At 71.6% G+C, this 22,848-nt stretch carries 22 protein-coding genes and 1 tRNA gene; 15 read left to right on the forward strand and 8 right to left on the reverse strand.

Translation table 11 applies throughout. The features are described 5' to 3' along the window. Positions 1-4: 4 nt before the first annotated feature. Positions 5-1,408: a flagellar basal body-associated FliL family protein gene (locus AC07EG_RS20240; protein ID WP_478254653.1), complete on the reverse strand. Its 1,404-nt coding sequence runs from the start codon at positions 1,406-1,408 to the stop codon at positions 5-7. 203 nt (positions 1,409-1,611) lie between these two features. Here AC07EG_RS20240 and AC07EG_RS20245 point away from each other — a divergent pair, with 203 nt between their 5' ends. Beyond that, a complete protein-coding gene (locus AC07EG_RS20245; protein WP_478254654.1) occupies positions 1,612-3,318 on the forward strand; it encodes a hypothetical protein in 1,707 nt (568 codons plus the stop codon). Here AC07EG_RS20245 and AC07EG_RS20250 read toward each other — a convergent pair. From AC07EG_RS20250 to AC07EG_RS20265, 4 genes are read right to left on the reverse strand one after another with little or no spacing between them, the layout of a single operon-like run. Beyond that, on the reverse strand, positions 3,304-4,518 hold the full coding sequence (locus tag AC07EG_RS20250) for a hypothetical protein (RefSeq protein WP_478254655.1): 1,215 nt from the start codon (positions 4,516-4,518) through the stop codon (positions 3,304-3,306). The two genes, AC07EG_RS20245 and AC07EG_RS20250, sit on opposite strands and share 15 nt — an antisense overlap. Before the next feature lie 53 nt (positions 4,519-4,571). Further along, entirely contained in the window at positions 4,572-5,699 is a 1,128-nt protein-coding gene (locus tag AC07EG_RS20255; protein WP_478254656.1) for an acyltransferase family protein, read from the reverse strand. Beyond that, entirely contained in the window at positions 5,696-6,577 is an 882-nt protein-coding gene (locus tag AC07EG_RS20260; RefSeq protein ID WP_478254657.1) for a hypothetical protein, read from the reverse strand. Before AC07EG_RS20260 ends, AC07EG_RS20255 begins: the two co-directional genes overlap by 4 nt. Then, positions 6,574-7,221, reverse strand: coding sequence for a hypothetical protein (locus AC07EG_RS20265; protein ID WP_478254658.1), 648 nt, complete (start codon positions 7,219-7,221; stop codon positions 6,574-6,576). The genes AC07EG_RS20260 and AC07EG_RS20265 overlap by 4 nt, the downstream gene beginning before the upstream one ends. A 64-nt stretch (positions 7,222-7,285) precedes the next feature. Here AC07EG_RS20265 and msrA point away from each other — a divergent pair, with 64 nt between their 5' ends. Beyond that, the gene (gene msrA, locus AC07EG_RS20270; RefSeq protein ID WP_478254659.1) at positions 7,286-7,948 is read left to right on the forward strand and encodes a peptide-methionine (S)-S-oxide reductase MsrA; all 663 of its coding nucleotides are present in this window, start codon (positions 7,286-7,288) and stop codon (positions 7,946-7,948) included. 42 nt (positions 7,949-7,990) lie between these two features. Here msrA and AC07EG_RS20275 read toward each other — a convergent pair whose 3' ends face one another. Then, positions 7,991-9,361, reverse strand: a complete 1,371-nt coding sequence (locus tag AC07EG_RS20275; protein WP_478254660.1) for a M28 family metallopeptidase — start codon at positions 9,359-9,361, stop codon at positions 7,991-7,993. Between the two features lie 227 nt (positions 9,362-9,588). On the opposite strand from AC07EG_RS20275, the gene AC07EG_RS20280 reads away from it, so the two are divergent. Beyond that, positions 9,589-10,185, forward strand: coding sequence for a hypothetical protein (locus AC07EG_RS20280; RefSeq protein ID WP_478254661.1), 597 nt, complete (start codon positions 9,589-9,591; stop codon positions 10,183-10,185). Positions 10,186-10,215: 30 nt separating this feature from the next. Further along, entirely contained in the window at positions 10,216-10,626 is a 411-nt protein-coding gene (locus AC07EG_RS20285; RefSeq protein ID WP_478254662.1) for an Imm7 family immunity protein, read from the forward strand. A 56-nt stretch (positions 10,627-10,682) separates the two neighbouring features. On the opposite strand, the gene AC07EG_RS20290 is transcribed toward AC07EG_RS20285, so the two are convergent. Both AC07EG_RS20290 and AC07EG_RS20295 read right to left on the reverse strand, forming a co-directional pair. Further along, entirely contained in the window at positions 10,683-11,276 is a 594-nt protein-coding gene (locus tag AC07EG_RS20290; RefSeq protein ID WP_478254663.1) for a lytic polysaccharide monooxygenase auxiliary activity family 9 protein, read from the reverse strand. 434 nt (positions 11,277-11,710) lie between these two features. Continuing rightward, positions 11,711-11,783, reverse strand: a tRNA-Gly gene (locus AC07EG_RS20295). A gap of 186 nt (positions 11,784-11,969) precedes the next feature. Between AC07EG_RS20295 and AC07EG_RS20300 the strand changes: the two genes are divergently transcribed. From AC07EG_RS20300 to AC07EG_RS20350, 11 genes are all read left to right on the forward strand, one after another. Further along, entirely contained in the window at positions 11,970-13,397 is a 1,428-nt protein-coding gene (locus AC07EG_RS20300) for a sigma-70 family RNA polymerase sigma factor (protein WP_478254664.1), read from the forward strand. A 79-nt stretch (positions 13,398-13,476) separates the two neighbouring features. After that, positions 13,477-13,917 carry a DUF983 domain-containing protein gene (locus AC07EG_RS20305; RefSeq protein ID WP_478254665.1) on the forward strand — a complete coding sequence of 147 codons (441 nt, stop codon included), beginning with the start codon at positions 13,477-13,479 and terminating at the stop codon, positions 13,915-13,917. A 2-nt stretch (positions 13,918-13,919) separates the two neighbouring features. Beyond that, positions 13,920-14,771 (forward strand): Fpg/Nei family DNA glycosylase, encoded by an 852-nt coding sequence (locus AC07EG_RS20310; protein ID WP_478254666.1) that lies wholly within the window; start codon positions 13,920-13,922, stop codon positions 14,769-14,771. Positions 14,772-15,060: 289 nt separating this feature from the next. Further along, a complete protein-coding gene (locus AC07EG_RS20315) occupies positions 15,061-16,428 on the forward strand; it encodes a sensor histidine kinase (RefSeq protein ID WP_478254667.1) in 1,368 nt (455 codons plus the stop codon). Between the two features lie 9 nt (positions 16,429-16,437). Continuing rightward, a complete protein-coding gene (locus tag AC07EG_RS20320) occupies positions 16,438-17,277 on the forward strand; it encodes a S49 family peptidase (RefSeq protein ID WP_478254668.1) in 840 nt (279 codons plus the stop codon). Positions 17,278-17,406: 129 nt separating this feature from the next. Beyond that, positions 17,407-18,777 carry a glycoside hydrolase family 16 protein gene (locus AC07EG_RS20325; protein ID WP_478254669.1) on the forward strand — a complete coding sequence of 457 codons (1,371 nt, stop codon included), beginning with the start codon at positions 17,407-17,409 and terminating at the stop codon, positions 18,775-18,777. Positions 18,778-18,862: 85 nt separating this feature from the next. Then, a complete protein-coding gene (locus AC07EG_RS20330) occupies positions 18,863-19,693 on the forward strand; it encodes a LytR/AlgR family response regulator transcription factor (protein ID WP_478254670.1) in 831 nt (276 codons plus the stop codon). 2 nt (positions 19,694-19,695) lie between these two features. Further along, a complete protein-coding gene (locus tag AC07EG_RS20335; protein WP_478254671.1) occupies positions 19,696-20,229 on the forward strand; it encodes a hypothetical protein in 534 nt (177 codons plus the stop codon). Between the two features lie 31 nt (positions 20,230-20,260). Next, on the forward strand, positions 20,261-22,048 hold the full coding sequence (locus AC07EG_RS20340; RefSeq protein ID WP_478254672.1) for a sodium/solute symporter: 1,788 nt from the start codon (positions 20,261-20,263) through the stop codon (positions 22,046-22,048). A 121-nt stretch (positions 22,049-22,169) separates the two neighbouring features. Further along, positions 22,170-22,484 carry a DUF485 domain-containing protein gene (locus AC07EG_RS20345; protein ID WP_478254693.1) on the forward strand — a complete coding sequence of 105 codons (315 nt, stop codon included), beginning with the start codon at positions 22,170-22,172 and terminating at the stop codon, positions 22,482-22,484. Beyond that, positions 22,481-22,848: sodium:solute symporter family transporter (locus AC07EG_RS20350; RefSeq protein WP_478254673.1), on the forward strand; the 368-nt coding region annotated here is incomplete at its 3' end. The genes AC07EG_RS20345 and AC07EG_RS20350, both read left to right, overlap by 4 nt.

The raw sequence follows: 22,848 nt of genomic DNA on the forward strand, positions 1-22,848 counted from the left end.
CGCCTCAGCTCGAAACGGGGAAGTTCGCCAGGGTCGCGATGACCTGGCGCTGCCAGCTGCCGCTCATCGCGGCTTCGGCGTCCTGCGCGGGCGAGGGCAGCGGGTCCAGCGAAACGTGCACCTGGACCAGCACGTCCTGCGAGGCCCAGACGCCGTAGTAGGCGGCCTTCTTCTCGTTGACTTCCTTGTAGAACTGCACGTCCGACGGGATGTCCTCGAGCGGGTCCTTGACCGGGATGAATTCGAGGTCGTCGTACCGGCCGGTGATCGCGGCCAGCGCGCTCTGCGCCTTCTCCGCGTCCGGCAGGCGGACCGCGGTGATGGAGAACTTGTCCGGGTACGGGCTGTTCGCGTCGGCGCCCTTGACCGAACCGCGCCAGGCGGCCTCGGTGGCCCCGTTGGAGTTCAGCGCGGCCACCACTTCACCGTCCAGAATGGACTTCTCGCCGAGCTGGGCCAGTTCGATCTTGCCGCTGCCGCCGTCGGGCGTGCCCGGCGGCGCCGGGATGCGCTCGATCAGCGGCGCGTTCGGGTCCACCGCCTTCGGCGTGCTCTTGGGTGCCGGGGCCGGGCTGGGCGGCGGGGCGGGCTGCTGCGTACTGGACTGCGCCACCGGCGGGGTCGGCTCGTCCTCCCCGGAGAACAGCAGGATGCCGCCGGTGACCAGGCCGCCGACCACCAGCAGGGCGACCAGCGCGAGCAGGGCGACCTTGCCGCCCTTGCCCTTGCCGCTGGACTCCTCGAACAGCTCGGGGCCCTGGCGGGTCCACTCCGAACTGGACGCCGGGGACAGCGGCGGGAACTCCGAGCCGCCCCACGGCGGGCTGAGGTCGCCCTCGGGCTGGTTCCAGCCGGGCTGCTGCTGTTGCTGGGGGTGCTGCTGCGGGTGCTGCTGGGCGAAACCGCCCGAGTGCGGGCCCTGCGGCTGGTACCCGGGCTGCGCGAACCCGCCGGCCGGCGAGTTCGGCGGCTGCTGCGGATAACCGGGCTGCTGGTAGTTCGGCTGCTGCGGGGCCTGGGTCTGCCAGCGCGGCACCGCCTGCGTGCGGTCGACGGCGGGGTCGACCGCACCCGGCGAGACGATCTGCGTGGCTTCGGCCTGGTTCGGCTGCGGCACGCCCGGCGGCGGGCTCACCGGGGCGACCACCTGCGTGGCGTCCGCGCTGCCCGGCTGCGGCTGCGCCGGCTGCTGCGGGTGCTGCGGGTGCTGCTGCGGCGGCTGGAACATCGGCGACTGCTGCGGTTGGCCGCCGTAGGGCTGCTGGGGCGCCTGCGGGGAGGCCGGGTTCTCCCCCGGCGACACCGCCGAGGAGAGCACCTGGTCCCGGCGAACCCGGTAGTCATCGGCGGAAAGCCGGCCCGAGGCGAGTTCCTCGTCCAGCTTGCGGAGCTCCTCCTGCCAGGACACCCTCTGGCCCCTCTCTTCCGGCGGTGCGGATCTGCTCGCGTCGCCCTGCGACTACTGGTGCGGTGACCTGCGCCATTGTGCACGCCCGGGTGACCGGCCCTGGGATCGGGCTGCCCTTCGAACGGGTGACGACCAGCGCGTAATGCCGAGCGTTCGGTGATTGATAAGTGAGTGTATTCGCGCAAGAGGGGGAGGTCTTCGAGTTGACCGCATCCAGTGGGCTGAGAGCCGAGGCCGGTTCGGCCGAGCCCGCCGATCCGGCCCGGTTCCCCGCGCTCGCCGCCGTCGGCGGCGGAACCGCGCTGGTCGCCGCGCACGGCTTGCTCTACGGCAACTGGCTCATCGACGACGCGGCGATCACCTTCGCCTACGCCCGCGACCTCGCCGACGGCGCCGGTCCCGTGCTGCAACCCGGCGGTGACGCCGTCGAGGGCTTCTCCAATCCGGCGTGGCTGCTGCTGCTCCTCGCCGGCAAGGTGCTCGGCCTGTTCGACACCGGCGCCCTGTTCGGCGTCCCGGACTACGTGCTCTACCCGAAGCTGCTCGGGCTGGCCTGCACCGCGGGTGTGCTGGCCGCGCTGCACCACGCGGCGAAGAGCTTCACCCGGCGGCCCGCGCTGCTCACCTTCGGCGCGGGCGCGGTGCTGGCGGTCATCCCGTCCTACGTGCTGTGGGCGGTGTCCGGGCTGGAGAACTCGCTGTACGCGCTGGCCGTCTGCTGGCTGGCGGCGATCATCCTGCGGGCGCTGCCCGGCAACGACCTCTCCCGCACCGGCCTCGCGGTCGCGGCCGGTGCGCTGGCCGCGCTCGCCGCGCTGACCCGGCCGGACGGTGCGCTGTACGTGGTCGCCTACCCGCTGGTGCTGCTGTTGTTCGCGCGCCGGTACCGGCTGCCCGGCGCCCTGCGCGCCGGGCTGGTCTCGGTGGCCGCCTTCGCCGTGCCGTACGGGCTCTACCTGCTCTGGCGGTACCTCCAGTTCGGCAGGCTGGTGCCGAACACCGCGGTCGCCAAGAGCCAGGACTTCCCGACGCTGGAAACCTTCGCGCGGGCGGGCGACCTGCTGGCGTACGCCGGTGCCTGGCTGTCGCTGGTGCTCGCCGCCGGGGTCGGGGTGCTGCTGGCCAGGGGGTCCGGGAAGCGGGACGCGCTGAGCGTGCTGCTGTTGTTCCTCGGCCTGGCGGCGGTGGTCTACTGCGTGCTCGGTCCCGAACCGAACGGGGAACTCCGGTTCGCCACGCCGTTCTGGGCCATCGGCGCGCTGTTGCTGGTCTTCGTGCTGGCCGAGGCGATGGCGTTCGTGCGCGGCCTCCGGCGGGTGGCGGTGGTCGCCGTGGCCGCGCTCGTCTCGCTGCCCACCCTCGCCGCGTTCGCCGAGTCCGCGGGCAAGCACGCCGAGGCGCCGATCGTGCCGGCCTGCCTGGTGGCCGACCGCTACGGCCGCGTGTTCAACGGGTACGCCGATGTGCTCGGCGTCCGCGAGGGCACGCTGCTCGTGCCCGACGTCGGCGGCACCGCGCTGACCAGCAGGCTGCGGGTGGTCGACCTGGTCGGCCTGACGCACGCGCGGATCGCCGACCTGGCCGGTGCCGGGAACCACGCCGGGCTGCGCGACTACCTGTTCGACGAGGTCAAGCCGACCTTCGTGCACACGCACCAGCCGTGGTCGGAGATCAGCGGCATCACCGGCGACCCCCGGCTGGCGCGCGACTACCACCCGTTGTTCGAAGGCGGTCCCAAGGGCGACTGGGTGCGCAAGGACGCCGTGCCGTCGATGGCGAAGCTGCAGGAAGTCCGCGACTACGCCGAGATCGTGACGCACCGCGTGCTGGACGAGCGCGGCGGCTCGCTGCGCGGCTCGTGCGGTGACGTGCTGCGACCGGGGCAGACCCCGCCGTCAGCCGGGGGGTAGCGCCGCTTCGACCTTGGCGAGCGTGCTCTTCAGCCGCTCGCCGAGGGCGAACTGCTGCTTGTCGAAGCCCTGCGAAACCCAGACCGCGATGGCCAGGTTGCCCGAGGTGTACCAGGTGGCGTTCATCCGGCCGACCGTGTTCGACCCGGCCAGCGCGCTCTTCCCCGGCGGCAGGCCGAGGTTGAGCTGGGTGAACCCGGTTTCCCCCGCTGCCTTGCGCAGTTCCTCGGCCACCTTCTTCGCGCCCTCCGGTGAACCGGCGGGCACCACCATCACCAGGTAGCCGTCGGTGCCGTCGGAGCTGGACCGGTAGACCACCTCGGTGGCGCCGTTCTGCTTGAACATGTTCGCCGTCTCCGGCGCGTACAGCTTCAGCTCGGTGCCCCGGTCCACGGGCATCGTCGCGTTGTTCGCGTTCTGCGTGCCCGGCAGCTGCGGCAGCCGCTGTTCGAGCGGCGCGTCCGCGGGCGGTGGCGGCAACTGGCTCGACTGGGCCGGTTCCGGCGGCGGCGCGGCGGCGTTGCCGGCCGGCTCGTCCTTCGACAGCAACCACACCCCACCGGCCAGCAGGCCACCGGCGAGCAGCACCCCGACGGCGAGGAACAGCCAGGTCGAGCCGCTGCGCCGCGGGCCGTGGTCGTCCTGGTCGTTCTGGTCGTAGTCCGGTGGCGGCGGAGGCGGGTGCTGCCAGCTGCGCTGGGCTTCGGTGGCGTACGGCCGGGTCGGCTGGTGGGCCGCCACCGGTGAGACCACGCTGCGCCCGCGCACCAGCCCACGCGGCGGCACCACCATCGCTTCGGTGGCCCGCTGGTCGGCCGGGCTCGGCGCGGTGGTCGGCCGGTCACCGGAGAGCAGCGCGGCGGCGTTCGGCGGCTGCCGCGGATCCGGGTTGCCCAGCGGCAGCGTCGGCCGCGACTCCACCACCTTCGGCGCGGGACGGGCACCGGCGACCGGGGCCGGTGGCTGCTTGGCCTGCCCGGCGGGCATCGGCTGGCCGGCCACCGGGATCCGGGGCAGCACGGTGGTTTCCTGCATCGCCGGGTCGTTCGCCTGCCGTCGCGGCGCGGCCACCGGTGAGGTCACCCCGCCGCCGGAGGCCGCCGCCAGCAGTTCGTCGCGCATCTTGCGATGCTCGGCCGGCGTCAGGCTGCCGTCGGCCAGCTTGGCGTCGAGCACCCGCAGCTCTTCCTGCCAGCCCATCGCATGCTCCATGGTCGGTCTGTTCGGCGGGACCAGTGTGCCCTACCGGAAGGTTACCGGTCACCGGAACGGGTGACGCGCCGCTCCGACCGCCGGGCCTCCCAGCGGCGGAAAGCCCGCGCCACGGGCCGTTCGACGCACCGGTGCAGCAGTTCCGTGGTGACGGCGAGCACCGCCAGCCCGATGCCGAGGGCGGGCCAGAAGCCCAGCGGCCCGGCCAGCAGGTTCAACGCGCTCAGCACCACCGCGAAGTGCAGCAGGTAGACCGCGTAGGTGCGCTCGGCCAGCACCCGGATCACCCGCGACCGGGCGATCCGGCCGTTCGCCCTGGTGCACAGCAGCAGGAGCAGCAGGATCAGCACCAGCGTGCGGACGTACGCGGGGCCGTCCGGGGTGTCGCTCCAGGTGGCCACGGCCCTGGCAGCCAGCCACAGGTGCACCAGCCCGAGCGCGAGCGCGGGCAGCGGGGCCAGCCGCTTGCCGCGCACCAGCATCACCAGCTGGCCGAGGAAGAGCACCGGCAGGAACGAGGCGATGATCCGCAGGTGCGCGGGCCCACCCGGGGCCGGGTCGCCGGTGACCGAGATGAGCACCGAGACCAGCGCCGCCGCGATGGCCGGTGGCAGCCACGGCCACCGCCGCAGCAGCGGGATGGTCGCCGCGGCGAGCAGGTAGAACACCACCTGCACGGTCAGCGTCCAGGTGACGGCCAGCAGCGTGGACGCGTCCTCGAAGCTGTAGTTGAGCAGGCCGAGGTTGAGCAGCAGGTCGCCGAAGTCCGGCGGCTGGTTCACGCCGAGCGCACCGGCCAGCGCCAGCACCCACGCCAGGAGGATGGCCACCCACAGCGCCGGGAACAACCGCACCGCGCGGCGCGCGAGGAACTGCCCCGGCGTCTCGCGGGCGCCGACGTGCGTCACCACCACCCCGCTGATCACCAGGAAGGTGCCGACGCCGACGAACCCGAGCAGCTCGTTGAGGTGCAGTGAGGCGACGATCCCGCCTTCGACCAGGTCGGCCACCCAGAAGTCCTCGGAGCCGCGCATCTTGGCCCAGCCCGCGACGTGGTTGTAGAGGACCGCGACCGAGCAGATCACCCGCAGCACGTCGAGCCCGTGCAGGTAGTGCGCCCCGCGGGCGGGGGCGGCGGCCGGGGCGGGCCGTTCGGCGGTCCGGGTCACACCGGCTCCCTGGTGCGCTGGAACCGGGAAAGCCGGTGCCCGGCTTCGGCGAGCAGGCCGACACCGGCGGCGGCCACCAGGATCCCGATCGGCTGGGGGAGCAGACCGGCGAGCGGGTGCCCGACGGGGGCGTACAGCGGGACCAGCCACCACACGCGCCCGGCGAGCCAGCGCACCACCGGGTTCGCCGCGATCCGCTCGGCGGTCGGCCCGGCCAGCAGGAAGGCCACCGCACCGAGCAGCACGGCGTAGGTGGCGGCCAGCGGGTACCACCAGCCGTCCAGCTCGGGCACCACGCGATCGGCGATCGACACCACCACCAGCGCGGCGACGACGAGCAGCCCGCACCCCCAGGCCGGGAGCAGCCCGGCCCGGTTCGCGTGCAGCAGCTGCCCGGCCACGAAGAGCGGGAAGAAGGCGCCCGCGGCGGACAGGTCCGGCACGAAGTCGGCCAGTGCGACGGCGTTGAGCGCGAGCACCAGCTGCGCCAGCTGCCCGGACCAGCGGAAGCGGGCGGGCAGCAGGCCGGTGCCCCTGGCCAGCAGGAAACCGGTGAGCGCGAGCACGGCGACCCAGCCGAGCGGCACCAGCCCGGCGGTGAACGGCAGCAGCTGCGCCACCACCACCAGTGCGGCGAGCGGGTACAGCGCACCGGGGGTGCGCCCGGCCGCGGCCGCGTAACCGGCGGCGACCAGCAGCAGCATCAGGCCGAGCGGCCCGAAGTCCTCACCCAGCCCCAGCGGACGGGCGATCCACGCCCTGGTCACGTCCAGCAGCTCGAACCGCTGGCCGTGCAGGTCGGCCCAGTGCCCGAACAGGTAGCCGTACGCGGTCAGCACGGCCGCGCTCGCGCAGAGCAGGGTCACCGGGGTCCTCATCGCGGCTCCCCGGCGGGGAACTCGCCGGTCTGCAGGTCGAGCAGCGCGCCGAAGGCTTCGTCGACCGGTTCGCCGACCACGCCGCCCTCACCGGTGGCGTCGATCCGCAGCACGTCGCGGCCGCGGACGTAGTGCGCGTGGTAGGAGATCGTCGGCGCGCCGGGTGCCTCGGCGAACCGCCGGACCGTCACGCCCTCGGGTGCCGGGGTGACCAGCCGGTGCCCGCCGGCTTCGTAGATGCCGTCGAGCGCTTCCTTGGTCACCTCCGGTTCGGCGTCGTCGCGGGCGGTGAACCGGCTGAGCAGCAGGTTCACCCCGTTCTCGCGGGTCATCCGCAGGTGCGCGGCGGCCACCCCGGTGGCCTGGAGCTCGCTGATCTCCTCGTGGCTGAACAGCTGGTAGGTGACCAGCGCGGAGACCCGGCCGGCGCGGTCGATGAGCAGGTCGCCGGGCGGGGTGACCATCGGCAGCGGCGGCGGGCCGGGGCGGCGGGGTGCGGGATCGGCCAGTTCGGTCGGCTGGTGGGAGGCGCCGGGATCGGCCCCGCTGCCCCACACCAGCCAGGCCGCCGTGGGCGGCACCGCGAGCACGGCGAGCAGCGCGGCCGTCACGACCACGCCGCGTTTGCCTCCCCGGTCACCCATGGTGGTCCTCATGGTGCGTGATCGGTCGGGCGAACGGCACCGCCGGGGTGCGTACAGTGGGGGTATGACCTGGTTTGGACGTGACAAATCCCGCTCGGTCTCCGCCGAAGAGGCCCTCCCCGGCCGAGCCGAACCGCTGGTCACCCCCGAGTTCCACGCGGTGTTCCCCGATCGCCGCATCAAGCCGCCGTTCCCGGAGGGGCTGCGGACCGCGGTGTTCGGCCTCGGCTGCTTCTGGGGCGCCGAGCGGTTGTTCTGGCAGACGGACGGGGTGTACTCGACCGCCGTCGGCTACGCCGGTGGCCACACCCCGAACCCGACGTATGAAGAGGTGTGCAGCGGCCTGACCGGGCACACCGAGGCCGTCCTGGTGGTCTTCGACCCGGCGCGGATTTCCTACGAGCAGCTGCTGAAGGTCTTCTGGGAAGGCCACGACCCGACGCAGGGCATGCGGCAGGGCAACGACGTCGGCACCCAGTACCGCTCGGCGGCCTACTACGCGGACGATGAGCAGCGGGCCGAGCTGGAAGCCTCGCGGGCCGGCTTCCAGGCCGCGCTGACCGCCGCCGGCCACGGCACCATCACCACCGAGGTCGCCCCGCTCGGCGAGTTCTACTACGCCGAGGACTACCACCAGCAGTACCTGCACAAGGTTCCGAACGGCTACTGCGGCCTCGGCGGCACCGGCGTCTCGTGCCCCATCGGCCTCGGCGTCACGGAGAACTGACCGGGGGCACCCGTTCCGGCTTCGGGCGAGCAAGGGCGGGTGTCACTCCCGGCGCAGCAGGTCGTAGGCGGCGGCGCCGATCAGTTCGAGTGACACCTGCAGCCGCTCCGGGCTGACGTTGCCGGCGATGGTGTCCTCCGGCGTGTGGTACGTCGGCTCCAGTGCGGCCGGACCGGTTTCGCCGCGCCAGCTGAAGTTGCCCGAGGCGATGCCCCGCTCGAAGAACGGCACGTGGTCGCTCGAACCCCGGGCGACCGGCCCCTGCACCCGCGGGTCGTACCCGAGCCGCGCCGCCGCCGCGCCGACGGCCTGGGTGACCGCGTTGTCGGCGCCGTCGACCGAGAGCAGCCAGTAGACCGTCGCCGGGTCGTAGCTGGTGGCGACCATGTCGTTCTGGAAGCAGCCGGCGATCCGGCCCGCCTCGGCGTCGGACAGGTGGTTGACGTAGTACCGGCTGCCGATCAGCCCGTACTCCTCCGAACCCCACAACGCGAACCGCACGGCCTTGCGCGTCGGCAGGTGCCGCAGCACGCGCGCGAGTTCCAGGCACAGCACGGTGCCGCTGCCGTCGTCGTTCGCGCCGGGGGAGCCGGGCACGCTGTCGTAGTGCGCGGTGACCATGACCACGCCGTCGTCGCCGGGCACGGTGGCCGGGCGCTCGGCGATCACGTTGTACGAGGTCAGGTTCGTGTGGTGGTCCGACGCCAAGTCGAGCCGGACCGGCCCCGACCGCATCCGGTCACGCAGCTTCTCGGCCTGCACCTGCGCCAGCCCGAGCACCGGGATCCCCACCGGCGTGGGCAGGGTCGGCGAGAACGCGGACTGCTTCCGGTCGGCCGTCGCGCTCAGGCGCCCGATCAGCACCGCCGCCGCGCCGCGCTGGGCGGCCAGCTGGTAGGCGTTCGGGTCGTTCGTCACGCCGGCGTAGAAGACGACCTTGCCGGTGACGTCGGCGGGGAAGCTGCCCGGCGCACCGCTGCCGACGTCGACCACCTCGCCGGTGAAGGTGGCGTTCTGCGCGCCCTGCGGTGACGAACCGGTCTGCCAGTCCTCCTCGCCGATCCGGATCCGGCCGAGGAACTTGTCCGTGATCGGGAACGGCTGCACGGTCACCTGGTACCGCAGCTTCCGCAGCGTGCTCGCGATGTGGTCGCGGGCCTTCAGCTCACCGGCCGTGCCGGCGATGCGGGGGCCGATCTGGTCGCTGAGCACCCTGAGGTGTTCCAGCGCGCGTTCCGCCCGCACCCGGGCGACCACCGGGTAGTCGCCGAAGGCCAGGTCCGGCTTGGCCGCCGCGCCGGGGCGCTGCTGCCTGCCCGCCGCCGCGGCGGCCGCCGGGTTCAGCCCGATGGCGGCGGCACCGGCGAGCGCCACCGCACCCGTCACCACGTCGCGTCGTCGAATCCCAGCCATCTGCCACCCCGTTGATCGGTCGGATGTTTCCCCAGTGTTGGCCGCACCCTACGAACTCCGCGGAAACCCCGACAACCGCCGAACGTCGGCAAGCCCCCGTGACAGGTGTCGGGTACGTCCGGTTCCCACCGGGTAAATCCCCAGCTCAACGAGCATTTTTCGAACATGTGTTCTATACTTGGAGCAGTTGCGCGGGAGAGCTGGAGGTCGCTGTGGCCTATGTAACCTTGCCCACCTTCGTCAGCTGCAGCAGCAGTGCGGGCGCCAAGCGCGCCACGCTGGTGCGGCGGCAACGGCGGATGTACGACAACCCGGAGCCGTCCGGCTTCGACTTCTACCGGCGGGCCGCGGCGGCGATCCGCACCGGCCGGGAGGCGGACATGGACGCCGCCGCGATGGACATCCTGATCGCGAACGCCACCCCGCGGTCGGCGCCGCACTACCAGGCGGTCGCCGAAGGCTGGCTGCGTTACCTCGGCCGCCGGAAACCGGCCGTGCTGAACGTCGGGCGCGGGCGGTGGCGCTGCGGCGGGCTGGAGGTCGGCATCACCCCGCAGTTCGGCCTGCGCTCGGCGAACGGGCAGGACCACGCCGTGCACCTGTACTTCAAGGAGGAGCCGCTCACCCGGGACGCCGCGCACCTGGCGCTGCGCCTGATGGAGCTGCGGATGAAGGAGTTGCTGCCCGGCGGCGGTGAGCCCATGGTGCTCGACGTCCGCCGCGCCAAGCCCTACACCCTGGGCCGCCGGGACCGGGACCGCCTGGACCACTGGATCCGCAGCGAGGCCGCCGCCTTCCTCAGCCTCTGGGAACCGGTCGCGTGACGCCGGGAGCGCGGGTCCTAGGCTCTTGACATGTTCGAATACCACGGGTGGGTGACGATCCAGGTCGGTGCGGACGGCGACGAGCCGGACGGGCTGCTGGAACGTGCGGTCGACCGCGTCGGCCGGGTGGTGCGCGAGTTCGGCAACGCCCAGCTGGTGGACCTCCGCTACGCCAACGGGGTGCCGGTGCTGCACCTGGGCGGGGTGCTCAAGCGGCCCAGCACGGTGGGGGCCTCGCTGCTGCACCTGTTCATCCGGGTCGGGGAGCTGGCGCCGGCGTCGTACGGGCTGCTGCACGTCCACGACGACGAGGACTTCGCCCACGGCAACGAATTCCGCGTGTACCGCATGGTCCGCGGCCAGGTCACCGAGTGCGCCGACCCGTTCCTCTCGCCGGTGGTGCCGACGGTGGTCGACGAGGACGCCTACGCCGAGTTCTGAAACCCGGGACGGACCGGCCGCTGCGGGGAGCAGGCCGGCCCGTCCCGGAAGCCTGACTAGAACTGCACGTCAGCGCACTGGTAGAAGGCGTTGCCGGTGTCGGCGATGTCCCACACCGCGAGGATCAGGTGCTTGCCGGACTTCGCGGGCAGCTTGCCGGTGTGCGTGACGGTCCAGCCGGGGCGCTGGCCACCCATGTTGACCGAGTAGAACGGCTGGCTCTCCAGCTGGTCGCGGGTCAGCGGGGCGGCCGGGTTCCAGCCGTTCTTGGTGATGAAGTAGCGGAACGACGTGGTGGCGTGCGCCGCGGTGAGCGTCCAGCTGAAGGTCAGGTTCGAGCCGCTGCTCACCTGCTTGGCGGGCCAGTTGCCGCCACGCGGGTCGTCGAGCTGGGCGAACTGGCCGAGGCCACCGGCGCAGATCTTGCCGTTGGCGGGACCGGCGGCGGGGAAGCCCTTCGGGCCCTCGACGCTCTGCGGTTCCCACTGGATCGGCCCGCAGTTGCTCACCGCACCGGTCTTGCAGTGCAGCGCGCGGCTCGGGGCGTTGGTCGTGTAGCCGTGCCCCTGTGCGACGCCGGCCAGCACCACCGGCAAGGCGACACACCCGGCGGCGATGGCGGCGATTCGGCCCAGGATCTTCTTGGCCATGCTTACTCCTTGGTGGATAAGCGAAGCGGGGTTCGGGGGAGAGCTGAAGTCCACCCAGTCTAAGTGACCACTGTCACCATGGTCTAGACCACAACACAATTGGACTAGACCAAGCTCCCGCCGCACACGTTGAGTGGCCCCCTTCGCGGCCCACCCCGCCCATTCGGCCGCACACCCCCAGCGGAACCTCCACATTCACCACAACCAGTGATCAACCCGGCCCCACCGTCCGTGTGCGTGCGGGACATGGGCACCGTGCCGCCTGACCGCAGCTTGGACGCGAAACACAAGCCACCCGAACAAGGCGACCAGCCAGACGGGGTCCGGGGGCGAGCCCCCGGCCGGGGTGTGTAGCCAGGTCCCGCAAAGGGACTTCGAGAATCGCCAACGGGAAAGGCGCAGCGGCGCCAACCAGGCGCCACCAGCGAGTCGAGAGCGGATGACGGGACTCGAACCCGCGACCCTCACCTTGGCAAGGTGATGCGCTACCAGCTGCGCTACATCCGCGTGCCCGGCGATCTCCGCCGGTGCGGTGCAAACTATACAACGGCCCGGAGGGGGCACTTTTACCCACCCGGACTGTGGCTCTTTGGTTACCCTTGGCGCACGAGGGGTGACGGCCACGAGTTCGCTCCGTATGGTGTCCACATTCAACCGAACGGGTTAGCGTTTGGCGGGGAGGTGCCTGGCTGGATGACCGAGCAGAGTACGGTCCCGCCGCCGGTTTCCGGGGAGCACGCGCTGCTGCAACGACTCCGGGACGGGGAGGACGCGGCGTTCGGCGAGCTGTTCGAGCTGCACGCGGCCGCGGTGCGGCGGCTGGCGCTGGGGCTGGCCTCGGACCGGTCCGAGGCCGAGGACATCACCGCGGAGACCTTCTTCCGCGTGCTCCAGGCGCTGCGCCGGGGTTCGGGCCCGCGGGACAACGTGCGCGCCTACCTGCTGACCGTGGCGCGCCGCGTGTCGTGGGAGTGGCACGGTGCCCGTCGTGACGTGCCGGTTTCCGAGGACGAGCTGACCCACCGGGCCGGGGCGGGGGCCGACGCGCACGCCCGCACCGCCGAGCACACGCTGATCACCCGCGCCTTCACCAGCCTGCCGGAGCGCTGGCGCACGGTGCTGTGGCAGACCGAGGTGGAGGGTGAGCAGCCCGCGGTGGTGGCCCCGCACTTCGGCCTGAGCGCGAACGCGACGGCGGCGCTGGCCCGCCGCGCCCGCCAGGGACTGCGGGCGGCCTACCTGCAGGCGCACCTGTCGGTGCACCGCGGTGCCGACGGCTGCCGCGCGGTGATCGAGAAGCTCGGCGGGTACACCGCCGGCAGCGTCACCGGCACCGAGGCCCGCCGCATCCAGGCGCACCTGCTCGGCTGCTCCTCCTGCCGCGCCACCGCGGACGAACTGCGGGAGGTCTGCTCGTCGTTGCGCGCGCACGCCGGGGTGATCGTGCTGATGCTGCCCGCGTCCGCGTTGTCGCTGGAGGGCCTGCAGGCGAGCGGGTTGCTCGCCGGGCTCAAGGGGCTGCTGGTCGGCTCGAAGATGAAGGTCGGCATGGCGCTGGCGTCCACCGCGGCGGCCGGGGTGGTCGGGGTGGCGGTGGGACCGGTGGTCGACGAGTCGGCGTCGCCGTTCCACCTGGGGCTGCCGGGGCTGGGCGGGCAGGAGCTGATCGCCGCGGAACCGGTGGTGGTGCCGCCGTCGGAGCCGGTGCGGCCCCCCGTGGTGGCCACCGGATCGCTGGTCAACCAGGTGCCGCCGCAGCACCCGGAGGTGCAGCCGCAGCCGGGGCCCGGTGAGCTGCCGGTGCTGCCGGACGGGGAGGCCGGTGAACTGCCCGCGGTGCCCGGTGAGCACGGGCTGCCCGGCACGGTGGACCCGCCCGGCGAGGACCCGGTGGGCACCGAGCCGAACAACCCCGGCGTGAGCAACACCCCGCGCGACGACATCGAGCCGTACCCGGGCCCGGACGAGACGCTGAGCACCACCGAAACCCCCGAGTCGACCGAACCGGCGACCTCGAGGCTCCCGGCCCCCAACAGCAGCATCAGGCCCACCAGCACCAGTGGTGCCGAGGTGCCGCAGGACGACGTGACGGAGGCGCCACCGGCCGCTGCCGAAGGGTGAATTCCCGATCTCGCGCGGGGAGACGCGGTCGCGGTACCGTGGTCTCGCTCATACCGCGCTGCTCGCCTGGAGGCTGTGGATGAACCGCCTGGTACACGGTGCCGACGGTCGTGAATGGGTGCTCCGGAGCCAGTTGGAGTGGCGGCCACCGGCCACCGCGGACGATTTCGAGCACGACGTGGCGGGCAGCCACACCCCCGGTTTCGCCATGCTGTTCGTCACCGTGGTGCTGGCGGTGATCCTGGTGGTGTGGATGCCGGAGGACGTGGTGGTGCCCAGCTGGGTGCTGCTCGCCCTGCTGCTGATCATCATCTTCTTCCCGTTGCGCTGGATCCTGCGGCGCCCGTGGACGGTGGTCGCCGAGACCGAGGGCGACGCCACCGGTGAGCGCCCGTCGGAACGCTGGGTGGGCACGGTGCGCGGCATGTTCACCGTGCGCGGTGAGATGAGCCGGATCGCGAAGACCATCCAGAAGCACTCGCTGCCCGACTTCGACGGCCCCCTGCACCCGGTGGAGTAGCCGTGCCCGAACTGCCCGAGGTCGAAGCGCTGGCGCACCACCTGCGTGAGTTCGCCGTCGGCCGGGTGGTCAGCCGGGTGGACGTGGCTTCGATGACCGTGCTGAAAACGGTCAGCCCGGCGTGGACCGAGCTGCACGGGCGTGAGGTCACCGCGGCGGGCCGGTTCGGCAAGCACCTCGACCTCGACTGCGACGGCATCCACCTGGTCACGCACCTGGCCAGGGCGGGCTGGCTGCGCTGGTCGGATTCGCTGTCCCCGGTGCCGCCGAAACCCGGCAAGGGGCCGCTGGCGCTGCGGGTGCACCTGTCCGGCCCGGGGTTCGACCTGACCGAGGCGGGCACGAAGAAGGGGCTCGCGGTGTGGATCACCCGCGACCCGGCGGAGATCCCCAGCATCGCCCGGCTCGGCCCGGACGCGCTGACCGTGGACCGGACGCAGCTCGCCGGGTTGTTCGCCGGGCGCACCGAGCGGCTGAAGACCGCGCTGACCGACCAGTCGCTGATCGCGGGCATCGGCAACGCCTACTCCGACGAGATCCTGCACACCGCGAAGCTCTCGCCGTACGCCACCACCGGCAAGCTCTCCGAGGAGGCGCTGGACCGGCTGTCCGGCGCGATCTCCGGGGTGCTCACCGACGCCGTGGAGCGCTCGGTCGGCCAGGCCGCCGCGCGGCTCAAGGGGGAGAAGCGCTCCGGGCTGCGGGTGCACGCCCGCGCCGGGCTGCCGTGCCCGGTCTGCGGGGACACCGTGCGGGAGATCTCCTTCGCGGACAAGGCGTTCCAGTACTGCCCGACCTGCCAGACCGGCGGCAAGCCGCTGGCCGACCGGCGGATGTCGCGCCTGCTGAAGTGAGCACCCGCAGAGCGCGGCGGCCAGTCCGGGCGGCAGCGGATGACGTGCCCCACCGCTGCTTTGCCAGGTACGGCGCGAAGAACGCCGAGGTGGATGCGGGGCCGGAAGCCCCGTGATCGCTTTGTCATGCACCGAGCGTGCCCCCGGGCCGGGCACCCGAAAATCCGGCGAACCCCCAGGTCAGCGCTGTGGTCTCCCCCGGTGGTGTAACAATGGGTAGCCAGTAGTCGCCGACCATGCACGGAAAGTGGAGAAAAGACCCTTGCACCCGGATGCCGGAGCGCAGAGCATGAACGCCGTGTCCGGGTTGCCACTCGCGCAGATCATTCCGTGGAGCGTCGCCGCCGTGGCGGTGGTCCTGCTGATCGTCGTGCTCGTCCGCAGCCGCCGTCCGGCGAGCTTCGTCGACGACGCGGTGCTCGAAGCCGTCCGCCGGATGTCCAAGGCCACCCCGGACCTGCGCCGCGGCCTCGACGAGAACTCCGCCGACCGGATCACCACGCAGATGCTCGAAACGCTCAAGTGCGTCGCGGTCGGCATCACCGACGCCGACGGCACCCTGCTGTCCTGGGACGGCGAGGCCAACGAGCACTACGAGGACCTGCGCGACGCCATCGCGGTGACCATCCGGCGGCACCGCCGCGAGGTGGTCGGGCACGAGAAGCTGCCGTGCAACCACCGCGGCAACTGCCTGATGCGCACCGCGGTGATCGTGCCGCTGATCGTCGAGGAGCAGACCCAGGCGGTGCTGATCGTGGTCGGCCGGACCCGCGGCAAGCGGCTGGTCGAGATGGCCGACGCGGTCTCGCAGTTCGTCTGCACCCAGTTCGAGCTGGCCCGGCTGGAGGACTCCAAGCTCCAGCTGCAGCAGGCCGAGGTGAAGGCGCTGCGGGCGCAGATCTCACCGCACTTCGTCTACAACGCGCTGAACACCATTTCCTCGCTGATCCGCACCGATCCCGAGGAGGCGCGCGAGCTGCTGCAGGAGTTCGCCGACTTCACCCGGTACATCTTCCGCAGCTCCGGCATGTTCACCTCGCTCGCCGAGGAACTGCGCAACATCGACCGCTACCTGACCATCGAGAGCGCGCGGTTCGCCGGCAAGCTCAACGTCCGGCTGAAGATCGCGCCCGAGGTGCTCTCGGTGGTGGTGCCGTTCCTGATCATCCAGCCGCTGGTGGAGAACGCGGTCAAGCACGGGCTGTGGAACAAGCCGAACGGCGGCACGGTCACCGTGATCGCCCAGGATCACGGCAACGAGGCGCTGATCAGCGTGGAGGACGACGGCGTCGGCATGGACCCGGCGCGGCTGTCCGAGCTGCACGACTCGCACCAGACCGGCGCGCACGTCGGGCTGGGCAACATCAACCAGCGCATGCGCCAGCTCTTCGGCGACGAGTACGCGCTGACCGTGGAGACCGCACCCGGCGCGGGCATGAAGGTGACGCTGCGCGTGCCGAAGTACGCCCGTGGTGTGCGGGCCAGCGTGCCGGAGTACACCGAGGGGGCGTCGGAGCGCGACCCCGCCGCCGACTCGGTGCCTGCGGCCGTCGTGCACCAGCCCGTGGTGCAGCCGCAGCGGTCCCGCAGCCACGCCGCGCGGCACCGCCCGTCGTCCGTTTCGCGTGAGGGGCGGCCGACGGCTGACCGCCGGTAGGGTGGCGGCATGAGCGTGACGGACAAGCTGACCGCCCGGATCCCCGGTCTCGCCGAGCGCGGGGAGCGCAAGGACGTGGTTTCGGTGGTGAAGCTGCACGGGGTGATCACCCCGCAGGCTTCGCCGCTGAGCCGGGGTGTGATCAACCTGTCCGCCCTGGAGACCGCGCTGACCCGCGCCTTCGACCACGACCGGCTCAAGGCGGTCGCGCTGCTGATCAACTCGCCCGGTGGGGCGCCCACCCAGTCCGGGCTGGTCGCCGAGCGGATCCGGCAGCTCGCGGACAAGAAGGGCGTGCCGGTGCTGGCCTTCGCCGAGGACGTCGCGGCTTCGGGCGGGTACTGGCTGGCCTGCGCCGCCGACGAGATCTTCGCCCACCGCACCTCGCTGGTCGGCTCGATCGGCGTGATCAGCGGCGGCTTCGGCTTCACCGGCCTGCTCGAACGCTTCGGCGTGGAGCGGCGGCTGCACACCGCCGGCGAGAACAAGTCGCGGCTCGACCCGTTCAGCCCGGAGAAGCCCGAGGACGTCGAGTGGCTCAAGAAGCTCCACACGCAGCTGCACGAGCTGTTCGTCAGCTGGGTCAAGGAGCGCCGGGGTGACCGGCTCAAGGGTGGCGGCGAGCTGTTCACCGGGGACGTCTGGCTGGGCTCGAAGGCGGTCGAACTGGGCCTGATCGACGGGGTCGGCAACCTGCGCGAGGTGCTGGCCGAGCGCTACCCGGACGCCGAGATCGCCATCGCCGAACCGAAGAAGCCGCTGCTGGCGAAGCTCGGCCTCGGCGCCCCGGCCGCGTCCCTGCTCGAGGCCGTCTCCGCGAAGGCGACTTGGTCCCGCTTCGGCCTCTAAGTCCCTTTTCCACCTGAACGGGCTACAGACACCGGGGTCCGAGCTGGGGTTTCTTTAACCCTGTCTTTGTTGTTGGCCACAACAAAACCACTCTCCCCACTGGTACGGGTTGACAAGGAGGTCACCCCCATGCCCGTTCCCCCTCCCCGGAGAAAGCTGCTCGCCACCCTCGCCCTGGCCGGGGCCGCACTGGTCACCGCGCCGCTGACCCAGCAGGCCACCGCCGCCGTACCGCCCCCGCCGACCGGCTGGACCCAGGTCTGGGCCGACGACTTCAACGGTGCCGCCGGCACCCTGCCCAACACCGCGAACTGGCGGTTCAGCCTCGGACACGGTTACCCCGGCGGCCCCGCCAACTGGGGCACCGGCGAGATCGCCGCGCACACGGACAACCCCGCCAACGTCAGCCTCGACGGCAGCGGCAACCTGCGCATCACGCCGTTGCGCGACGGCGCCGGGAACTGGACCTCGGCGCGCATCGAGACCAACAAGCAGGACTTCAAGGCACCGGAGAACGGCGTGCTGCGCGTCGAAAGCCGGTTGCAGATGCCGAACGTCACCGGTGACGCCGCACTGGGCTACTGGCCGGCGTTCTGGATGCTCGGTTCGCCGTACCGCGGCAACTGGTGGAACTGGCCGGGCATCGGCGAGTTCGACATCATGGAGAACGTCAACGGGATCAACTCCGTCTGGGGCGTGCTGCACTGCGGGGTCGCCCCCGGCGGGCCGTGCAACGAGAACGACGGCATCGGCGCCAGCCGCACCTGCCCCGGCGCCAGCTGCCAGTCGGCCTTCCACACCTACAGCTTCGAGTGGGACCGCAGCGTCAGCCCCAACCAGCTGCGCTGGTACGTCGACGGCCAGCAGTTCCACCAGGTCAGCCAGAACCAGGTGGACGCGGGCACCTGGACGAACATGACCAGCCACGCCGGTTACTTCATCATCCTGAACGTGGCCATCGGCGGGGCCTTCCCGAACGGGGTGGCCGGTATCGGCACGCCGACCGCGGCCACCGTGCCGGGGCGGCCGATGGTGGTCGACTACGTGGCGGCGTGGACCCGCGGTGGCGGCGGTGGCGGTCCCGGTGGCACCGACGCCTACGGCACCATCCAGGCCGAGAACTACAGCCAGCAGAGCGGGTTGAGCACGCAGGCCACCACCGATTCGGGTGGCGGCCAGAACCTGGCCACCGCGGCGAACGGGGACTGGGCCAGGTACAACGGCGTCAACTTCGGCTCGCGGACGGCCACGCAGTTCAAGGCGCGGGTGGCCTCCGGTGCCGCGGGCGGGGTGAGCGGACTGGTCGAAGTGCGGCTGGACAGCCCGTCGAACCCCCCGATCGGGTCGTTCGCGGTCGGCAACACCGGTGGCTGGCAGAGCTGGCAGACGATCCCGGCCAACACCAGCGGGGTCACCGGCACCCACGACGTCTACCTGACCTTCCGCAGCGGTCAGCCCGCCGACTTCGTGAACGTCAACTGGTTCACCTTCGCACCGTGACCAATCGGCGACGTGGGGGCAGCAGACAGCTCGCCCCCGCGTCGCTTATAACTGAAGCTGGACATCACCACTTTCACTAGGCAGGATGCTTGTCACTGTGAGTACACAAGAAAGCACTTCGGGCCTGTTGGTGCTGGCCGTCGACGACGAGCCGCACGGGTTGTCCGAACTCGCCCACTGCCTGGAGAACAACCCGGCCATCCGGCGGATCTTCACCTGCACCGACGCCACCGACGCGCTGCGGCTGCTGGCCTCCGACGACGCCGAGGTGCGCTACCGCAAGGACCGCGGCCTGGCCCCGGTCGACGCGGTGTTCGCCGACCTGAACATGCCCGGCCTGTCCGGCATGGAGATGTCGCGGGTGTTCGCCACGCTGAACCCGGCTCCGGTGCTGGTCTTCGTCACCGGCCACCCGGAGGAGGCGGTGAACGCCTTCGACCTCGGCGCGGTCGACTACGTGCTCAAGCCGTGCAAGCAGGAACGGCTGGACAAGGCGATCAAGCGGGTGCTCCAGTCGCTGCAGACCGCCCCCGCGCCCGCCGCGCCAGCCGGTCAGGAGCCGGTGAAGACCGACGACGAGGTGATCGCGGTCGAACTGGCGGGCAACACCAAGCTCATCCCGCGCGCCAACGTGCGCTGGGTGGAGGCGCAGGGCGACTACGCGCGGCTGTTCACCACCGACGGCAGCCACCTCGTCCGCATCCCGCTGGCCCAGCTCGAGGAGCGGTGGGAGAAGGCGGGCTTCGTCCGGATCCACCGGTCCTACCTGGTCGCGCTGCAGCTGATCACCGAGCTGCGCATGGGCCAGGGCGGCTACCAGGTGGTCATCGGCAACGAGGAGAAGCTGCTGCCGGTGAGCCGCAGGCACACCCGTGAGCTGAAGGACCGGCTGGTCGGGTCCTCGCGGAACAGCTAGCGATGACGTTCGGAGGGGACCCGTACCGCCAGATCGGCGGGGTGCGCGAGCCCGATCCGACGCTCGGCAAGAACCTGGGCCGCCACGGGAAACCGCGGGCCGAACCGCTGCCGACCTCGAAGACCGAACCCGTGCCGCCCGGCCAGCTCCCCGGCGAGGCACCGGAACCGGAGCACCACGCCCGGCCGCGGCGCCAGCGGGTGGTGCTGTCCGGGCCGAAGCAGTCCAACGCCCTGCGTGCCCGCGTCGAACTGGAGGAGCAGACCAGCTGGGGCGAGCTGCTGATCAAGGACCTGATCAAGGCGCAGCTGCGCACCGCGGTGGCGCTGGCGCTGCTGGTGGTGGTGCTGCTCGGCGCGCTCCCGCTGGCCTTCTTCCTGTCGCCGGGGTTCGCCGGGCTGCGGATCATCGGCGTGCCGGTGGCCTGGCTGCTGCTCGGGGTGGCCCCGTTCCCGCTGCTGCTCGCCGTCGGCCTGTGGTACAACCGGCTGGCCGAACGCCACGAGCGGGCCTTCGTCGAGGTGATCGAGAACTGAGTTCCCCCGGCTCGCGTGCGAGGATCCTGGAGTGCAGCTGAACCCGTGGGCGCTGACCGCCATCGTGCTGGTCGGTGTGGTCACGTTCTACCTCGGCCACCGGTCGTCGCGGTTCGCCAGCAGCACGCACGACTTCCTGGTCGCCCGCCGGACCGTGCGGTCCCGGCGCAACGCGGCGGCCATCTCCGGTGAGTACCTCTCGGCCGCCTCGTTCCTCGGCGTCGCGGGCATCGTGCTCAAGGAGGGCGCCGACGCGCTGTGGTTCCCGATCGGCTTCACCGCGGGTTACCTGGCGCTGATGCTCTTCGTCGCCGCGCCGCTGCGGCGGTCCGGCGCCTACACCCTGCCCGACTTCCTCGAAGCGCGGCTCGGTTCGCTGCCGCTGCGCCGGTTCGCCACCGCGTTCGTGGTGTTCATCGGCATCCTCTACCTGGTCCCGCAGCTGCAGGGCGCCGGGCTCGGGCTGTCCACCATCCTCGGCACGCCGGGCTGGGCCGGGGCGGTGGTGGTGACGCTGGTGGTGACCATCAACGTGATCGCCGGTGGCATGCGGGCGATCACCGTGGTCCAGGCGTTCCAGTACTGGCTGAAGCTGTTCGCCATCGCCGCGCCGACGTTCGTGCTGTGCGTGGTGTTCATCGGCGGGGGCGCCACGGCGGCGGGTGGTTCGCTGGGCACCCCGGCGCCGCCGGTGTTCGCCGAGGAAACCACCGTCGACGTGCAGACCCCGGTGAAGCTGCAGGTCGGCGCACCGACCGTGCTCTACGCCGACGGGGTGCTCGACGGCGCCGAAACCGACGGCGTGGTGTTCTGGGCGCCCGAGGCCGGCCCCGAGGTGGGCGAGGGCACCGAGCTGCGCTTCCCGGCGGGTTCGGCGGTGCCGGTGGTGGCCGGCGCGGTCGCCGACAACTCGTCCTGGCTGCTGCCCGAAACCGACGACGTGACCGACCTGCTCGCCACCTACTCGCTGATGTTCGCCACCTTCCTCGGCACCATGGGCCTGCCGCACGTGCTGGTCCGCTTCTACACCAATCCCGACGGCAAGGCCGCGCGCCGGACCACCGTGCACGTGCTGCTGCTGCTCGGGCTGTTCTACCTGTTCCCGGCGCTGCTCGGCGCGCTGTCCCGGCTGTACGTGCCGGAGCTGCTGGTCACCGGGCAGACCGACGCCGCGGTGCTGCTGCTGCCTTCGGCGATGCTGCCGGGGGTGGCCGGGCAGATCGTCGGGGCGGTCACCGCCGCCGGGGCGTTCGCCGCCTTCCTCGCCACCGCGTCCGGGCTGCTGGTCAGCGTGGCGGGGGTGCTGTCCACCGACGTGCTGCCCGGCCGGGTCCGCGACTTCCGGCTGGCCACCGTGCTGGTCGCGCTGGCCCCGCTGGGCATCGCGCTGGCGCTGCGCCAGGACGACCTGTCGCTGACCGTCGGCATGACCTTCGCGCTGGCCGCGTCCACCTTCAGCCCGATGCTGCTGCTCGGCATCTGGTGGCGGAAGCTGACCTGGACCGGGGCGATGGCGGGCATGGTCGTCGGCGGCACGCTGGTGCTCGGGGCGCTCGTGGTGAACATCGTCAGCGGTTACACCGGGGACTGGGCGCCGTGGTTCGCCGAGCAGCCCGCCCTGTTCACCGTGCCGGCGGCGTTCCTGGCCACGGTGCTGGCCAGCAAGGCGAGCGCGCGCCGGGTGCCGCACGACCTGAACGCGGTGATGCTGCGCCTGCACGCCCCGGACCCGCTGGGTTTCATGCGTGACCGGGCGGTCGCGCGGTTCGGTCAGGTGGAGGAGAAGACCCGCACCGGCCGCGGCCGCCACCGGAAATAACTATCTACTTCCAGTTACCGCCTTCCCCCGATCGCGGGGCCTGCGCGCATCCCCCATCAGGAGGATGATCCTCGGCACGACACTTGATCGAGGGAGGTCTCCTGTGAGCAGTGGCGAACCGATGACCGAAGCCGACTGGAAGCGGGTCCAGGCCAGTCCGGAATTCCGGCGCCTGCGCAAACGGCTGCGGAATTTCGTCTTCCCGATGACCGTGTTGTTCCTCGGCTGGTACCTGCTCTACGTGGTGCTCGCGGCTTACGCGCACGATTTCATGTCCACCGAGCTGGTCGGCAACATCAACGTGGGCCTGGTGCTCGGCCTGCTCCAGTTCGTCTCCACCTTCGTGATCACCGGCCTGTACGTCCGGCACGCCAACCGCCACCTCGACCCGGTCGCGGACCAGCTCCGCGGTGAACTCGAGGGGAGCGCGCGGTGAACCTGGCGCAGGCCGTGCAGGGGTCGAACCCCGCGCTCAACATCAGCATCTTCGGCGCCTTCGTGGTGGTCACGCTGGTGATCGTGTTCCGGGCGTCGCGGAACTCGAAGACGGCGTCGGACTACTACGCCGCCGGACGCGCGTTCTCCGGGCCGCAGAACGGGATCGCCATCTCCGGCGACTACCTGTCGGCGGCCTCGTTCCTCGGTATCGCGGGGGCGATCGCGGTCTACGGGTACGACGGTTTCCTCTACTCGATCGGGTTCCTCGTCGCCTGGTTGGTGGCTTTGCTGCTGGTGGCGGAACTGCTCCGGAACACCGGGAAGTTCACCATGGGCGACGTGCTGGCCTTCCGGATGCGCCA

The sequence above is a fragment of the Amycolatopsis sp. NPDC045836 genome (assembly GCF_056431745.1).

What these genes read in the sequence shown, in the direction of transcription:
- AC07EG_RS20325 (WP_478254669.1), top strand. Translation starts at nt 17,407, where the DNA reads ATGCCCGTTCCCCCTCCCCGGAGAAAGCTGCTCGCCACCCTCGCCCTG.
- AC07EG_RS20335 (WP_478254671.1), top strand. Translation starts at nt 19,696, where the DNA reads ATGACGTTCGGAGGGGACCCGTACCGCCAGATCGGCGGGGTGCGCGAG.
- AC07EG_RS20305 (WP_478254665.1), top strand. Translation starts at nt 13,477, where the DNA reads ATGAACCGCCTGGTACACGGTGCCGACGGTCGTGAATGGGTGCTCCGG.
- AC07EG_RS20330 (WP_478254670.1), top strand. Translation starts at nt 18,863, where the DNA reads ATGCTTGTCACTGTGAGTACACAAGAAAGCACTTCGGGCCTGTTGGTG.
- AC07EG_RS20345 (WP_478254693.1), top strand. Translation starts at nt 22,170, where the DNA reads ATGACCGAAGCCGACTGGAAGCGGGTCCAGGCCAGTCCGGAATTCCGG.
- AC07EG_RS20250 (WP_478254655.1), bottom strand. Translation starts at nt 4,518, where the DNA reads ATGGGCTGGCAGGAAGAGCTGCGGGTGCTCGACGCCAAGCTGGCCGAC.
- AC07EG_RS20285 (WP_478254662.1), top strand. Translation starts at nt 10,216, where the DNA reads ATGTTCGAATACCACGGGTGGGTGACGATCCAGGTCGGTGCGGACGGC.
- AC07EG_RS20300 (WP_478254664.1), top strand. Translation starts at nt 11,970, where the DNA reads ATGACCGAGCAGAGTACGGTCCCGCCGCCGGTTTCCGGGGAGCACGCG.
- AC07EG_RS20265 (WP_478254658.1), bottom strand. Translation starts at nt 7,221, where the DNA reads ATGGGTGACCGGGGAGGCAAACGCGGCGTGGTCGTGACGGCCGCGCTG.
- AC07EG_RS20290 (WP_478254663.1), bottom strand. Translation starts at nt 11,276, where the DNA reads ATGGCCAAGAAGATCCTGGGCCGAATCGCCGCCATCGCCGCCGGGTGT.
- AC07EG_RS20320 (WP_478254668.1), top strand. Translation starts at nt 16,438, where the DNA reads ATGAGCGTGACGGACAAGCTGACCGCCCGGATCCCCGGTCTCGCCGAG.
- AC07EG_RS20260 (WP_478254657.1), bottom strand. Translation starts at nt 6,577, where the DNA reads ATGAGGACCCCGGTGACCCTGCTCTGCGCGAGCGCGGCCGTGCTGACC.
- msrA (WP_478254659.1), top strand. Translation starts at nt 7,286, where the DNA reads ATGACCTGGTTTGGACGTGACAAATCCCGCTCGGTCTCCGCCGAAGAG.
- AC07EG_RS20275 (WP_478254660.1), bottom strand. Translation starts at nt 9,361, where the DNA reads ATGGCTGGGATTCGACGACGCGACGTGGTGACGGGTGCGGTGGCGCTC.
- AC07EG_RS20315 (WP_478254667.1), top strand. Translation starts at nt 15,061, where the DNA reads ATGAACGCCGTGTCCGGGTTGCCACTCGCGCAGATCATTCCGTGGAGC.